The sequence below is a fragment of the Bacillus atrophaeus genome, assembly GCF_001584335.1.
In the GTDB taxonomy this organism is placed as follows: domain Bacteria; phylum Bacillota; class Bacilli; order Bacillales; family Bacillaceae; genus Bacillus; species Bacillus atrophaeus.
On record NZ_LSBB01000002.1, the window covers coordinates 159149 to 175463 of the forward strand.

Genomic DNA, 16315 nt, shown 5'->3' on the forward strand with positions numbered 1-16315 from the left:
ATCAGGAGAACCACGCCAATACGTCCTCGTTATTCCCAATTCAAAATAGGTGAAGCGATTGAAACCTCCTCACCTTCTTTCATTCTCCTTCAGATACACCATAATCCTGCTTGTCCGGCACGAATTCCCATTCTTTTTATGAATCAATAAATCCTTCATTCAGCCGTATTAACAACTTGCCGAACAATTCTTTTTCATCACCTGACCAATCTTCAAGCAAACGATGATACCGTTCAAGCCGCTTCTGTTTATCAGCTTTTAATTTCTGCTTGCCGAGCTTTGTAATCGTAAACAGGCTGACCCGTCCGTCAGAAGGATCGGAGAAGCGATAAATCAGCTCTTTCGCCTCCAAGGCCGCGGCTTGTCTCGAAATCGTGGAAATATCCAGCTTAAAGGAATCTGCCAATTCTTTGACACGCGCGGGCCCAAACTCGTCTAACTGCCTTAATAACAGATAAGCGGCCCTTTCCAGATTCCCGATTTTCCGGTCCGACGTATCCAGATAAACAGCCCGCCTGATAAAAGTGGTAAGCTCATATTCAATTAATTCAATCGGATCTTGTTTTTGCAAATGGAATCTCTCCTTATAATTGACAACAGCATAATTAGTTGTATAATACAAACATATAAACATTCACTCTGCAAACATATAAAACAGGTTTTCCTACATATATTTGTATATTACAAATATACGAACAAAAAGTAAAGAAAATCACCGGGACACCGTCACCAAGAAAGGGGGAAGCTGTTCTTTTTCAAAGAACAGCACCTTGTTGTGAAAGCTATACGCATCATTTTACAAATTTTGATTTTATACGCTTTTTCCATGATCGGAGAGGCCGCCCATCAGCTGTTTCATCTTCCTATTCCGGGAAGCATCATCGGCTTAATCCTCATGCTCATTTGTTTAACGACTAAGATTGTTCCAGTGAAAATCATTGAAGACGGCGCAGGCTTTTTACTGTCTTTTCTTCCATTATTATTTATACCGGCAATGGCGGGCGTGATGAACTATCCCTCACTGTTTTCAGCAAGCGGAGCCGCTCTGCTTGGCATTATTGTGCTGAGCACCGTCGTCACAATGATCGCTGCTGGATACGCCAGCCAGCTGCTGGAACATAAAGCTAATAAACGAAAGGAGAAAAAGAAGTGCAGCAAGCATGTATCGCAATCCTTATAATTGCAGCAACGGCTGCCGCTTATTTGGCAATGGTAAATTTATATATACGCTTTTCCTATCCATTTCTCATTCCGGTACTGACTACGACGATTTTGATTATTGTGCTGCTTCTCGCCTTTCACATTCCGTATAAAGACTATATGATCGGCGGAAAATGGATTAATTCACTGCTCGGCCCCGCTGTCGTCGCATTAGCTTATCCGCTTTATAAGCAGCGCCGCATCTTACTCAAATACAGCTTCCCGATCATAGGAGGCGTATTGGCGGGCTTATTTTCAGGAATGGTGAGCGGCCTGCTATTCGCAGAACTGTTTGGCATCGACCGGAATTTGATATTGTCTATTATTCCAAAATCCATTACGACCCCTGTCGCCATTCAGATCGCCACCGGACTGGGCGGCGTTCCATCCATGACAGTGGTGTTTGTCATGATCGCGGGCTTTTCAGGCGTCATCCTCGGACCGCTGCTTCTCAAATGGATTCGCATCCACAGTTCACTCGGAAAAGGAATCGCATTCGGCAGCGCCTCACATGCGCTCGGAACCTCAAAAGCGATGGAATACGGGGAATTAACAGTGTCCATGAGCTCCGTTTCCATGACGCTGTGTGCAGTATTAGGCTCTGTATTCGGCCCGGTTGTGGCATGGATGTTTCAGATTTAACGGCAAAAAAGCTGACGGCCTATCGTCAGCTTTTTTATATGCGCACGTCCAGCTGCTGCAAAGAGCCATTTTTGCAACTCAAATTTCCCCTTATCACCAACTCATCTATCACATTCGCCTTCATTTCCATAATCATGTTTTAATTGTAAGAATAATGGTAAAGTAGAGTGGAAGGGAGGGATTCTTAATGGATAAAGCAATACCGGAAATGATACTTAATGATGGTACAACCATTCCTGCTGTCGGCTTTGGTACATACGCTCTTAACGGGAATGAAGGAGTTAATGCCATTAACAGCGCCATAGATATTGGCTATCGTTTGATCGACACCGCTTATAACTACGAGAATGAGGGAACTGTTGGAGAAGCCATTCGCCGCAGCTCAGTTCCCCGCGAACAGTTATACATTACATCCAAACTTCCCGGACGCTATCATGAATATGACAAAGCCGTCACAGCTATCCAAGAGTCTTTATACCGGGCTGACTTGGATTACTATGACTTGTACCTTATTCATTGGCCAAATCCAAAACAAGGACACTACACAGAAGCTTGGCAAGCATTAATTGAAGCCAAAAAATGGGGTCTTATTCGTTCCATTGGCGTTTGCAACTTCTTGCCTGAACATATTGAACGGCTTCAACGTGAAACAGGCGTTAAGCCAAGTATTAACCAGATTGAATTGCATCCCGCTTTCAATCAAGAACACCAGCATAAATGGCACGAAGAACAAGGCATTCAAACAGAATCTTGGAGTCCTTTAGCCCGTGCCAGTGAGATATTGAACAATAAGCAGCTTGGGCAAATTGCAGAGAAGTATAATAAAACAATTTCTCAAGTGATCTTACGATGGCACTGCCAGTTAGGTGCTATTCCAATTTCAAAATCAGCATCACCAGAGCGTCAGCTTGAAAACATTTCTATTTTCGATTTCTCACTTGATGAAAAGGATATGAAGGAAATCGCTTCACTTTCTCGTCCGGATGGAAGAATTAACGACCAAGATCCGGCGGTTTATGAGGAGTTTTAAGAAGAGAACGGACAGAAACAGGACCACGGCAGCGATAATGCAAATAAGATTTTTCAAGACGAAAAAAGCCGAATTTCTCATTTATAATGCTGAGAAATCCGGCTTTTAATATTGGAATTTCCTTAACGTTGTAAATCCGCATTTTCCTGAACTCCCCGGCTTGGGAGGGAAGTAATGATATGGATGTCATGAATGAACAGGAAAATAAAAATATTGATCTTTCTTCATAAGAAAGAAGCGCTTGCAAGATTATCTTTTAATGAAAGCAAGCATTTGAATATAGCAAATAACTATCTAATGAATAAAGAGAAAATAAGTCAAAACGTAAGAGAAGAAGTGTCCAGCTTATTCAGTAACGCATGGATACGATATGCTTACTTCCTCTGCCAATGCTTTGATTTTCATCATAATTTGGAGCATTTCTTCTGTTGTTGTCCTCGGGTTGATGGAACAAAGTCGAATAACCACTTTCTCTTTCAATTCGGTCGTACTTAACATGGCAAATCCTCTGTGAGTAATTTCTTTCACCAGTTTTTTGTTTATTTCATTGATTGTATCTGTTGATGCTAATTCACTAGGGATATAACGAAAGGTAACAATTCCTAACTGGGCAGGTGTTACCACCTCCCAATCTTTCGCTTTCCCTAAGAACGCTTCAACTTGTTCAGCCAACATGATGCCATGATCAATTGCCTGGCGAAAAGCTGCGACTCCAAACACTTTAAAAGACAGCCACACCTTTAACGCCCTAAATCTGCGCGAAAGTTCAATTCCACATTCTCCAAAATTGATTTCTCCTTCTACATTTGTTTCCGAATCCTTAATATACTCTGGGATCATACGAAATGTTTTGCTTAAGTACTGGCTGTTTCTAATGAGTACACAGCCTACATCATAAGGCTGAAAAAGCCATTTATGAGGGTCCAGCGTCAAGGAATCGGCCCGATGAATTCCTTGAAGCATAGCACTTCCTTTTTCACTGAGAATTGCCGGGGCACCATAGGATCCATCCGCATGCAGCCATACATCTTCGTCATTACAAAGATCAGCCAACTCATTGAGGGAATCAACCGCTCCGCAATTAGTTGTTCCAGCATTAGCAATGACACAGAATGGGTTTTTCCCTTTTGTTCGATCTTCTTTTATTTGCTTTTTCAAAGCACTGACTGAAATTCGTAAATGTTCATCCGTTTCGATTCGGCAAATTTGATGGTGTTTGAAACCCAATACTTTTAGTGCCCGATCCACAGAAAAATGAGTCTGGTCGGAAAAATAAACAACCGCATTTTCTATGTCATTATTAAGCTTGGCCTGTCTAGCTACAGTAAGCGCGGTCAAATTAGCCATGGAACCTCCGCTTACAAATAGCCCTTCAGCCGAATCAGGGAATCCTAACATCGATTTTAACCAATTGATTGTCGTTAATTCGATTTGCTCAGCACCTGCGCCTGCTATCCAAGCTGTCGGAAATACATTAAATCCACTTGCTAAAAAATCTGCTACTACTCCGACATAATTATTGGGACCGGGCACAAAAGCCAAAAAATGAGGATGATCCACATGGGTAATCTGATTAAACACGTTTCTATTAAGAAAATGAAGGAGCTCTTTCGGATCGGATCCGTTTTCTGGGATCGATTCTGTCAGCTTGTTTCTGAGAATATCACTATCAATCGTTTCGGATACTGGTTTGCTTTTCAAATGATTCATATGATCAATGATCAAATCAACTGCTTGATATCCTAACTGACGCATCTCTTCGGCTGATAACTGCAGGTTTTCCGACACTTGTTTCACTCCTATTCAATTTTAAGAGGCGAGTTGTTGCTCGCCAATTCATTTTTTATAATTGGTAATCGTCGATTGTCTGTGTTGGATGATGAACGATCGTTTTGATTAACGTATGGAGGTGATTCAATATTTCCTGTACTTGCTCCGCTCCATAGATATTTTGATTATATCCAAACTTCATTGTAAGTTTCTCTTCAGGGAAGCATATAATTCCGTACTTCACATGCGGCTCATCAACGACTTGGTAATCTGTGATGGCAAAATTTCTGTTCTCATTTGAAGAGAAAATGGCTGGGTTGGCGGGATAGTTTTCAAATACCCAAAGATGGTCGGTCAACTGATCGTTCAACTCACTTTGTTTTTGGATCTCAACAAATGAAAAGTAAGCATACTCATTACATTTCAATGTTTCTTGCTGAACTTTTTGCAGAAGATCCACAAAAGATTGCGTTTCTGCCCAGGCTATTCGGATAGGCAAAACATTTGTGAACAGACCAAACATATTTTCAATCCCTTCCACTTTGGGAGGTCTGACTGATACCAGATTGGGTAATACTACTTCTTTCGTTCCATTGTATTTGCCAAGCAATATACCCCATACAGCTAGTAAAGCCGAATTCATGGTTACATGGTGTTTGGTTACAAATGTCCGTAACTGATTGGTCAGATCCTCATCCAACGTTAAATCCATAAATGTGAAGCTTAACTCTTTACTTTGAGTTGGTACTTTCTTTTTGGGAATGCTGATTTTCTGATTGTACCCTGATAAATAATCGCGCCAAAAATGGCGTGCTTTCTCATGGTCTTGCGCTAAAGTCCAGTCAATGAATGCTTGAAAAGGTTTTGCTGGAGGTAATTCTACTGTAGTTCCCGCATTTTTTGCTTCATAGAGTTGGAATAATTCGTCTACCAAAATACTGACACTCCAACCATCACACAATAGATGATGGGCACTCCAAACTACCTTATGCTCGTCATTCCCTAGTTGAAATACACAGAGACGGGTCATGAGTTCATCATGATTGAATCCTCGACCTGAATTTTCACTCATCCACTGGTTCAAGTATTTCTGCTGCTCCTGTCTCGTCATTTCAATCAAGCTTTGTACCTCTGAAATCATTTGAACATCATGTAACACAGCTTGCCAAGGCTGTTCTTGTTCATCTTGCACAATAATCGCTCTTAGAGAATCATGACGATCAACTAATTGCTGAAAACACTGAATAAAGAGATCTACATCCAGTTTCCCCTCAAGTGTCCAAATCGTTTGTTCAAAATAAGCATTGGTATCGGGTTCAGCTACAGCATGTTCATAAATAACTTGTTGGAAGGGTGCCAATGGATAGATTCGTTCTATTTTTATATCCGGCATTTTTTCTTGTATTTTGTTAAGCGTATATTGATTAAGCGGTTTATCACTAACATTCAGTGATGTAACTTTATCTTCTTTCTTTTTGTTTATATCATCTGTTTGTGAGTGTGAAGGATGGTCTAGTCTCTTAACAGAATGAACCATATCACCTAATACAGGGAAGTCAAATAGACTTTTAGGGTCTAACTGAAATCCTTGTGCATAAAGTCGTACAGAAACTTGAATGGCCTTAATCGAATCACCGCCCAAGGCGAAGAAATGATCATTTACTCCGATTTGGTCTGCTTTGAGCACTTCTTGCCATACACTGGTCAATACTTTTTCCATTTCAGTTTTTGGAGCAATATATACCTCATTTGATTGTTTCTCCGGAGCAGGAAGCGCCTTTCGATCTAATTTTCCATTAGGGGTCAAGGGCAGTCGCTCCAAATAAACAAAATAAGAAGGGATCATGTACTCTGGCAAGTGGTCTCGCAAATGTTTTCGCAGTTCTGTTGTACTGATATCTTGCTCAGTTACCACATATGCAACTAAAAATTTCATCCCATTCTCATCTGTCTGGTCAATCACTACAGCTTGGTCTACTTGTTTGTAAGTGAGAAGGCAATGGGCGATCTCTTTTAACTCCACTCGATATCCTTGAATTTTGACTTGGTAATCTTGACGTCCTAAAAATTCAATATACCCCTCGGGATGCATCCTGCCACAATCCCCTGTCTTGTAAATTAGACCAAGGTCTGGATGTGACACAAACACTTCGTTCGTTTTCTGTTCATCATTCACATATCCTTGGGCAAGACCCACTCCCCCAATATATAAATCACCGATCACACCAACTGGGCACATTTTCTTATCGTAGTTCAGCACATAATATGTTTGGTTTGCCAAAGGCATCCCATATGGAATGCTGTTCCAGTGTGCTTCCACCTGTTTGACTGGATAATAAATCGACCAAATTGATGCTTCTGTTGCCCCTCCCAGTGAAATGACTTCCGCAACCAGGAAATGTCGTTTTATTTTTTCTGGTAAAGGAAGTGGAATCCAATCCCCGCTATGTAAGACCAAACGCAAGGAAGAATTTTCAAAATGAGAACCTACCTGATCCAATGCCAAATCCATGATTGCAGGTACTGTATTCCAGATCGTAATTCCTCTGCGCTCGACCGTACGGATCAGTTCTTGCATGTCTCTCGGATCACGAATCATCACCAACATTGCACCTGTACTTAACGTTCCAAAAATATCGTATACAGAGAGGTCAAAACACATAGAGGAGATACCAATAATGCGATCGTCTTCATTCACCTGATATTTTTGATTGATATCTTGAATGGTATTTGCAACCGCTTGGTGAGTAATGATCACTCCTTTTGGTTTTCCGGTACTTCCTGAAGTATAGATAATATAGGCAAGATCTTCCGGACCAGCAATGGCAGGCAGATCTTCGGCTGTATATGATGACAAATGTTTCTCTTCATAAAGACCAGATTCCAACAAAAGTTTGCATGAGCTATTTTCTAAGATATATGTTTGTCGATCTGGTGGATGATCGGGATCGATAGGTACATAAGCAGCACCTGCTTTTAAAATCCCCATCATATTAACAATCGTATCAACCCGTCTCTGTGCCAAAAGACCAACTCTGTCACCCAGACCAATCCCTTGTTCTTGCAAATAGTGAGCAACTTGATTGGAGCGTTGATGAAGATCCAAGTAAGTCAACCACTCTTGTTCAAAGACCACTGCCACTTGATCAGGGGTACGTTGTACTTGGTCTGCAAACAATTGATACAGGGTAGCGGAAGGTATTTTTTCTGTTGTCTGATTGTACTGCTCAATTAAAGTCTGATCCGATTTTTTCACTTGCAGAAAGGTTACGTCTCTTTGTTTCACCAATTGTTCCAATAGATCGACAAATTGAGAAAACATTGCTTCCATCACATCAACATCAAACAATTCTTCTACATAGTTCCAGCTAATTAATAACTCTCCATTTTTTTCAATTACCACATTATCCAAATATACTTGCGGCGTCCGAGCGTGAATACGGCGGAGAGAGCCAAGCTGCTCCCAAGCAAAAGCACCTGCGCCTGCCAGCATCGAGGTGAAAACAATTGGCATGACTGCTTTTGGTCTCATTTGGTGATAACGAGTAAAATCTCGAATAAAGTGAACTCCATCATAATGACGATGTTCAAGTCCATCTAACAAAGTCGATTGAGTTTGCTCCACTCTGGTAAAGAAAGATTGCTCTGGATTCATATCCATATCCAACAAGATGAGTGACGTAAAATCTCCCACAATCTGCTCTACTTCTTCATGAACAGGATAACGGTTAAATACAGTCAGATTAATTGCCAATCGACGTTGATTACTCCAATATGCCAACACTTCTCCATATATCGTACAAAGAAGGGCGGAAGGAGTCACTTCTTTCTCTTGTGCCAGCTTTCGTAACTTCGTCCATTTGTCTTTGTCCAAAATCTTAGTAAGTGATTGAAAAGTAGGTGTAGCAATCTCTGCCGGATCCTTTTTTAACAGCAGAGAAGGGGCAAATGGAAAGTCAGGCAGCTTGCTTGTCCAATAATCTTTTGCTTTTTTATATTCTTTGCTTTGTTCCATTTCATCATAGATGAACATGTAATCTTGAAAATCAAAAGAAAGAGGTTCCAATCTTTGATCTGGTTTGTGATAATAATGCAACAAATCATGTCCAACAATGTTCATGCTTGCCCCGTCCATCAATAAAGCATCATATCGAAAACATAACAAATAAGTGTCTTCTTTTAAAAGAAAGGCTTTCAATTCAAACAAAGGCCATTGCCCCAAAGGAAATACATGGTTGGTCATTCGAGAACGTTCTTCTTGCAATCGAACATTTTGTTTCCCATCATCTAAACCAGTGAGATCTTCTATTTCAATCTGATAATCAGGAACGTCTTGTAAGATTTGCTGTTTTCCCTCTGGCAAGATCACAGCTCGTAACATAGGATGGCGCTGAATTACCTTTTGGAAACTTTGCGAAAGCCGATTGATATCCAATTTTGTTTCATATTCAGAATACGTTTGAGGTGAAATGCCGCTTAATTCAAACTGCGGATTACGCCCTAACATGTACGCTGTCTGAACTTCTGTTAAGGAAAATGGCTTGGACAAATCTTTAACACGGGTTGGTATTTTATCTAGGCTTTCTTCTTTCTGCTCCACTTCTACACAAGAACTAAGTTGAGCAATCGTGAGATGTTTAAAAATATCCCTTGTACTTACTTTCAGATGGTCTTTTCCTAATAAGTTGATAATCTGTAGTGCCTTAATTGACTCTCCTCCTAAGGCAAAAAAGTTATCATGAATACCGATCCGCTCGATCTCCATCACTTTTTCCCATGCTTGCACCAATTTCTGTTCGATTTGATTACGCGGGGCGGCATATGGGATGGATATTTGATCTGATTGAGTTAAATCCAACAACCTTTTTCGATCCACTTTCCCATTTGGATTCAGTGGAATCTCTTTTACCTGAATCATTTTTTCGGGAATCATAAACTCAGGCAATTTATTGTTTAGATATTTTCTGAGCTCTTCGAAAGGGATCTTCTTATCCGATACATAGTAAGCAGCTAACAACTTTCTGTTTCCATCTACCTGATCAACAACAACAGCTCGGCTTATCTCTGGATGTCTCTTTAGCTGAGCCTCGATTTCCCCTAATTCGATCCGATACCCCCGTATTTTCACCTGATGATCCATTCGGCCGAGATATTCAAGTTCTCCATTAGGTAACCATCGGACGAGATCACCAGTACGATACATCGTTTCTCCAGCCACAAAAGGATTCGGGACAAATTTTTCATCTGTCAATTTAGATTTGCCAAGATAACCCCGAGCTACCGCCACTCCGGCAACACAGAGCTCTCCCGGCATTCCCCAAGGTTTCATTTGACTATATTTATTCAATACATAAGAACGATAATTCGGATTAGGTTTCCCGATCGTCACTTCTTTGGCGGTACTCAAATCTTTTAATGCTGCACAAAGGGTTGTTTCTGTCGGACCATAGATATTTAAAATTTGCGCTTCGCTGATGCTTCGGATTTTTTCAATCAAATCAATCGAAAATGCTTCTCCTGCTAACAAAATGGCCTTTAAATCTCTTAGAAACTCTGCCCCTTCTGGATCACTCAAAATCAATTCCATTCGCGATGGGGTCGATTCCCATAAATCCACCTTATGTTCTTTGACCAAATGAGCCAATTCTTTTGTTGCAAACTGTCCCTCTGTAGCAATGACTACCTTCGAGCCTTGAGTTAAAGGGATACATATTTCTAACAGAGATATATCAAAAGAAACACTGGCAAGAAACAAGAACGACTGATTATCTTTTAGCTTTTCTCTCATAATGCTTAAGAAATGGACGAGGGATCTCTGTTCCACCATTACGCCTTTTGGATTTCCTGTTGATCCTGATGTGTAAATAATATAAGCCAAATCATTAGGTTCACTTTCTCGATCTAGATTGCTTTCTTCACCTTGAAAGAGATGTTCCTCATCAAGATACAACACCTCACCGGCAAATTGCGGCAATTCTTTCTCTGTTCGCTTGCTCAGTAACCATTTTGCTTGACTATCTTGTAACATATATTCAATTCGTTCAATGGGATAGTGAGGATCGATTGGCAGATAAACCCCTCCGGCTTTTAAAATCCCCATCATCCCAATAATCACTTCCAATGATCGATCTACCATAACTCCAATAATACTTTCTTTGGATACACCCTTACTTTGAAGAACAGAAGCCAATTGATTTGCTTTCTTATTCAATTCTCTATATGTCAAAGATTGATCATTACAAATAACAGCAATTTGATCTGGGGTTTTCAACACTTGCTCCTCAAACAAATCCTGAAATGTTTGAGACAAATCTATGCCCATCTGAACTTGATTAAATCCTTCCAGCAACTCTTTTTCTTCTTCCGAAATGATACAGATGTCTTTCACAGCCAGATCAGGATTTCTCAACACTTGCTTTAAAACATAAAGATAAGATTTAGCAAACTGTTGCAAAGGAAAAAGAGAATGAGACTTGCAAGAAAATTGAAATTCAAATTCATTATGCTTTTCATTCCATTTTCTTCGTATCCAGATGGCTAATTCATTCTCTAAGCATTCTTCTATTGAACTCTTATTATGTAATCCTTCCATCCCCAAAACGATTTGAAATGGAGTTGAATAGAGCTTCGCTAATAATTCAGAGAGTGGATAACGCTGATTTTCATAACCAAGTAAAGTCGTTTGTTGAACCTGCTCCACTACTTGCTTAAAGGAGTGATGGGGATCGATTTCAGTTCCTATAGGAAGCAAATCATTCAGATTCTCTCTTTGTTCGTGATCTTTTCCGATTACAGGAACCCCGATTGTGATCCTTTCTTGGTCTGTATAATGTACCAAGCAAACTCTTAAAGCAGCCTGTAACCAGTTAAATAAAAATAAATCCTGTGACTTACTTACTTTTTGTAAACTTTGACTAAGCTCTGCATCCATTATGACTTGAACATGGCCGCATGGATTGTCTTTATTCATTTGATAACCGCTATTAAATAACGAATAATCGGGTACATCGGAAGATAATTGCTCTTTCCAAAACGATTCTGTCACTTTATACTCATGAATCGAACTCAGATCTTTAATTTGCATTTTTATCTTCAGCCCCTTAACATTAATTTCTATCTATTCGCTGATTTTTAACCCAACTTCAATCCCGTGGAGAAATACTTGATGGTTGTCCAAACTTAAAAAGCGATGAATATCCTCAAATTTCATATGCCCAACGGAACAAATTCCCAAGTTTAATGTCTCAGCCACCATATTTAACGTAGCAGTGATGATGCCTGATTCAATGCAAGCAAATAAATAGCCATCTGAACCATATTTAGGAATGGAGGCGTTTGCATTATAGACTAGATAAACCGAAAAGGCAGACTGGGTAAATAATTCCTGGTTAATCATCTCATGGTCACTCTTGATTACTTGGTCAATGTTGTTTACAAGCAAAAGACTATTCTCTGATGGGCTATAATAATAAAAACCAGCTTTCACACCTTCTACACGTTTCGGTTTTATATAGACAAAAATATCAATGGGATAAACTCCGCCCGCACTGGCGTAATGGTAGTAGATTTTTTCTTCTTTCCTCTGTTTGAAAGTTGAAAACAGTTGCGAAATTTCTGAAAAAGGTACGGGGTTTTTCATATCAAATTGGCGGCAAGATCTGCGCTCCCTGATCATGGCGGGAAGCTCATCTTTTGGTTCGAGCTGAATTCCGGTTGACCGCACAGCAGGATGCATTCGATTTAATTGTTCACTGATATACTTATCTAGATCATCTTTAGAGAAGCGAATCTGATCACTATATGGATTCGGAAAAATTTTTTCTTGTGTGGAGAATACTTCTCTTGGATGTAATATGTTACTTACTAACACCCGATTCTTTATCATAAGTTCTGCTATTTTTTGTGCCTCTTCTTCACTCCCTAACGAAAAGCGCTCTAATAGCTGACTGACCGTCACCCCCTTTTGAGCAAGAAAATAAAACTCGGGAAACCACTCAGACACAACTCCTGTATATCTCGTTTCCCCTATCAAAACTCCATTATCCCACTTTTCCCAATGCTTAATAGGAGACCAATAATAAATTTGCTCGCTCATATTCCCCTCCATAAAAGGTTAATTTATTTTAAAAATGCAATCTTCCAACCCACAAAAAAACAACCTTTATATCGTACATAAAACTATTCTATAAGTATGATTCTATTCCCTGCTAAAAAATAACTCTATCAATCCATGAATTTCTACTTCGTATTTAAGGTTTAATCTTTGCTTACCTATTCGTTTCTCACCCTCTTCATCTCACCTGATACTGAAAGGATACGATATGAAAATAAATAACTGATTAACTTTGGTACAGTTTTATTTTCTTATTTGACTTTGCCCTTACGGAAAGGCGTACATTCGAAGAATAGACAGAATATTTTGTTAATTTAATCCACTAATAGTAAATATTTCTACATTAAAAAACCTTCCTGCTCAGGAAGGATCGTTTTAACATAATATTTCAACCGTTTGTCGCACTTACTTACGACGGAAAGATTTATAAGCCTCTGATCTTTTTCACCATCTTATCCCAACCAACATCTCCCATTGTTTTAGCAACGATCTGACCATATTGACTTAAGAGACAAAAGCTGGGGATGCCTTGTACGTGACAAGCTGTGACGATTTCATAGTTTTGGTCTAATACAATCGGAATAGTCATTCCCTTATCAAAAGCATACGTTGAAACAACCTCCATAGATTTCTCTTCTTCTATATAAGGAACATGCACTCCGATTATTTTCACATTCATATCCTTTATATCATGAAGAACTTTGTCTGTTAATTGGTGACAGTTCGGACAGCTGATCGACCAAAAATAAAGAAGATGATATGTATCACTTGGAAATGTCAAATCATCTTGTGATTGATTCAACCAGGGTAAATGACTTGGCCATTCAGTCAACATTTGTTCAGCTTTCATCCTTTCAGTCCTCCTGATCTTTCAGCTGAAAAGCAATCAGCTTTCCTAATGCCTCTTCAGCCGCAAACGGAGCAACCATTCCTGAAGGATGTTCATGCTCGCGTTTTAGGCACTCATACATCTTCGGTTCAATGTGAGACGGATCGATCCATGCAATACACCAAGATGCCCAAAAGCATGATTGTCCTTCACTATCTTGAGCGATTTTGATGACAAAGGGGAGGCTGGGTTTCCCAATTCTCATGAGTGAAATGGCCGCAGCCATTCTTGTATCTTCTGCATGACTTTTTAATAGACGTGATAGTTCTTCCGCTGCTTCACTCGCATCTTCCCCAAACTCACCTAAAACAGCCGCAGCGATATTACGCAAAGAGCCTTCATCTTTTAAAGCCTCAACCAAAACAGGTATTGCATCTTTTCCTGACTTCTTTAGCTCCCCTATCGCTTGAACAATTGTGATCTCATTTGTATTCGCTAAATTCTGAACAGATAACGACAATTCATCACCATTTGATTTCATAAAAGAACACCTCTCCTCGTTTTCAAACAAACACTCTCCATATCAGTCCACTATCTGAAACGATAAAACAGGCACCAACAAAGGCTTCCTACACAGACAACCACCATTAATGTATACCAACCAGCCGTCAGTAAATGAATGCCATACAAACAAATGCCACTCAACCCTAATGCCATAAAAAATGACTTGTAGTATTGAGGCAATGAAATCTTAAGATCTTTTCGACTTGTATTGGTAAAAGCAAATAGTCTTATTGTCATGAACCATATATATATCCCCAATCCATATACATACCAATAAACTAAATTATCAACTGCCATAAATGCAATAGAGACACAGTAGAGAATAAACAACCAGACTGTATTCGTCAGCTCTAGAATAATGATTTTTTTCCAAAGGGCACCGGGGAATAAATGAAGGGTGCCTGATTGAGAATGTCTGACAATTCCTGAATAATAGGAACTTAACATGACTGCCGAGACGATGAGAAAGAAAAGAAGATAAAACCATTCTGGATACATGAAAATGACGACATAAAAGACGCCACTGAGCATGACCGTATGAATGCTATGAAAAAATAAATATTTTTTAACAAGCAACAGTTCCAACCACAGAAAAGACCAAATGCCATTTAGACCTTGTAAGCCCCACCAAGTCGTTTTTGGTTTCTGTATCATTTGACCTGAACCAAATTGACGTTCTTGAAATTCCTCCCAGAATTCAGCTTCTTTCACCAACGATTCCTTCATTTCTACCTGACTGCTCGTAAAAGCAATTGTCATAAAAGAGACTGTGATGATCCCAATAAATACAACCACATACAACGGTGACAATGTATCAAACACTACTCCCACGCCACTAATAAAACGGCCAATGCCCTCCCATATCTCAGATGAATGTTGGAGAAAGAAGAAGTGATAAAGACATATGGAGTAAATGCCTAACATTAGAAGAAAGACTGAAACGTATACCCTTTTCATTTTCTTCACTGTTCTGGCACAAGAGACCGACATCAACCACACTTCAGCGATAAAAAAGAGCCCTACAAAAATTATGGATCGGCCTAGTAAATTGATATGCTCACCAGACAGAAGCACAATTAATACATCACCGAATATGGCTGAGATGATCCAAAGCAACGCCTTCCAAGTGACGCTGAAAAATAAAACACTATACACAACTTTTGAAAAAGATGTGGCAGTGCCATAAAGCCATATAATATCTGCCATTTGACTTGGTAATCGATTTGAAAAAAGTCCAAATGCCGTATAAAGGATAAAAACACCTGTAAGTACCCAACCAGCAATACTCATATCCCATGTCGTAGATCTAGAAACAAAACTTACTTGAAATCCGATGGCCCCAATAAAAAGGAGCATGATCAAAAAAGGCATTTTTTTTTCCTGACCTTGACTGACAAAACGCCTTTTTGACTGAAGCCATAAAAAAGAAATGATATTATTCATCTGACCATTCCCCCAGAAGACGAATCACTTCTTTTCTCCATTCCGTTTGTTCTTCTTCGAATTGAGGAACATACAAATTCTGCATGAGTTTGCCGTCTCTAATTAATATCACCCTGTCTGCTGTCTCTAAAACAAACTCTAGACTATGAGTTGATACAAATGCTGAGCATCCTTGATCGGTTTTGGTTTTTAACCAGTTAGAGAGCCACTGTTTTGATGGGATATCAAGGCCCACAGTCGGTTCGTCTAATATATACAGCAAAGCGTCTTGAACAATCGCCCCCGCCAAGACAACCCGCTGCTTTTGGCCTCTTGACAGCTGACCACACAATTGGTTTGCTTTTTCCTCCAAGTGCACTTCCTTCAATGCATGATAAACCCTTTCTTTTACATCCTTTTTACCTGGATGATACCCTCTTGCCCTGAACTGAATATGTTCAGCAGCGGTTAAAGCGGGATACAGATATGGCTGATCAGGAATAAGCGCGACTTTTTTTTGAACATTTATATGTCCTGGAGGAGAACCCTCAATGAGGATTTCTCCTTTATCCGGCTTATAGAGACCTGTCAAACATCGAATTGTCGTTGTTTTTCCAGCTCCATTTGGTCCCAATAGCGCCACGATTTCTCCTCGTTGAATTGAGAAAGACAATTGTTCAACTCCATCACCATTCCGATAGCATTTGCTTAAATTTTGCACTTGCATCAATTGCATCAAATCTTC

General features: G+C 39.8%; 11 protein-coding genes. 3 read left to right on the top strand and 8 right to left on the bottom strand.

What is annotated here, in order from left to right; translation table 11 throughout:
* Nucleotides 1–136: 136 nt before the first annotated feature.
* Nucleotides 137–571: a MarR family winged helix-turn-helix transcriptional regulator gene (locus AXI57_RS05720; RefSeq protein ID WP_061669509.1), complete on the bottom strand. Its 435-nt coding sequence runs from the start codon at nucleotides 569–571 to the stop codon at nucleotides 137–139.
* 204 nt (nucleotides 572–775) lie between these two features.
* On the opposite strand from AXI57_RS05720, the gene AXI57_RS05725 reads away from it, so the two are divergent.
* From AXI57_RS05725 to AXI57_RS05735, 3 genes are all read left to right on the top strand, one after another.
* Nucleotides 776–1180: a CidA/LrgA family protein gene (locus AXI57_RS05725; protein WP_003327899.1), complete on the top strand. Its 405-nt coding sequence runs from the start codon at nucleotides 776–778 to the stop codon at nucleotides 1178–1180.
* Complete coding sequence (locus AXI57_RS05730; protein ID WP_061669510.1) at nucleotides 1150–1842, top strand: LrgB family protein; 693 nt, start codon at nucleotides 1150–1152, stop codon at nucleotides 1840–1842. The genes AXI57_RS05725 and AXI57_RS05730 overlap by 31 nt, the downstream gene beginning before the upstream one ends.
* A 187-nt stretch (nucleotides 1843–2029) precedes the next feature.
* A complete protein-coding gene (locus AXI57_RS05735) occupies nucleotides 2030–2872 on the top strand; it encodes an aldo/keto reductase (protein WP_061669511.1) in 843 nt (280 codons plus the stop codon).
* Between the two features lie 345 nt (nucleotides 2873–3217).
* Here AXI57_RS05735 and AXI57_RS05740 read toward each other — a convergent pair whose 3' ends face one another.
* The 7 genes from AXI57_RS05740 to skfE form a co-directional block, all read right to left on the bottom strand.
* Entirely contained in the window at nucleotides 3218–4660 is a 1443-nt protein-coding gene (locus AXI57_RS05740; RefSeq protein ID WP_061669512.1) for a pyridoxal phosphate-dependent decarboxylase family protein, read from the bottom strand.
* A gap of 55 nt (nucleotides 4661–4715) precedes the next feature.
* Complete coding sequence (locus AXI57_RS05745; RefSeq protein ID WP_061669513.1) at nucleotides 4716–11726, bottom strand: non-ribosomal peptide synthetase; 7011 nt, start codon at nucleotides 11724–11726, stop codon at nucleotides 4716–4718.
* A gap of 33 nt (nucleotides 11727–11759) precedes the next feature.
* Nucleotides 11760–12737 (bottom strand): SagB/ThcOx family dehydrogenase, encoded by a 978-nt coding sequence (locus AXI57_RS05750; RefSeq protein WP_061669514.1) that lies wholly within the window; start codon nucleotides 12735–12737, stop codon nucleotides 11760–11762.
* 442 nt (nucleotides 12738–13179) lie between these two features.
* Nucleotides 13180–13605 carry a TlpA family protein disulfide reductase gene (locus AXI57_RS05755; RefSeq protein ID WP_061669515.1) on the bottom strand — a complete coding sequence of 142 codons (426 nt, stop codon included), beginning with the start codon at nucleotides 13603–13605 and terminating at the stop codon, nucleotides 13180–13182.
* A 4-nt stretch (nucleotides 13606–13609) separates the two neighbouring features.
* A complete protein-coding gene (locus AXI57_RS05760; RefSeq protein WP_061669516.1) occupies nucleotides 13610–14125 on the bottom strand; it encodes a HEAT repeat domain-containing protein in 516 nt (171 codons plus the stop codon).
* A gap of 50 nt (nucleotides 14126–14175) precedes the next feature.
* On the bottom strand, nucleotides 14176–15591 hold the full coding sequence (gene skfF / locus AXI57_RS05765) for a sporulation killing factor system integral membrane protein (RefSeq protein WP_061669517.1): 1416 nt from the start codon (nucleotides 15589–15591) through the stop codon (nucleotides 14176–14178).
* Nucleotides 15584–16306 (bottom strand): sporulation killing factor ABC transporter ATP-binding protein SkfE, encoded by a 723-nt coding sequence (gene skfE, locus AXI57_RS05770; RefSeq protein ID WP_061669518.1) that lies wholly within the window; start codon nucleotides 16304–16306, stop codon nucleotides 15584–15586. The genes skfF and skfE overlap by 8 nt, the downstream gene beginning before the upstream one ends.
* Between the last annotated feature and the right edge of the window lie 9 nt (nucleotides 16307–16315).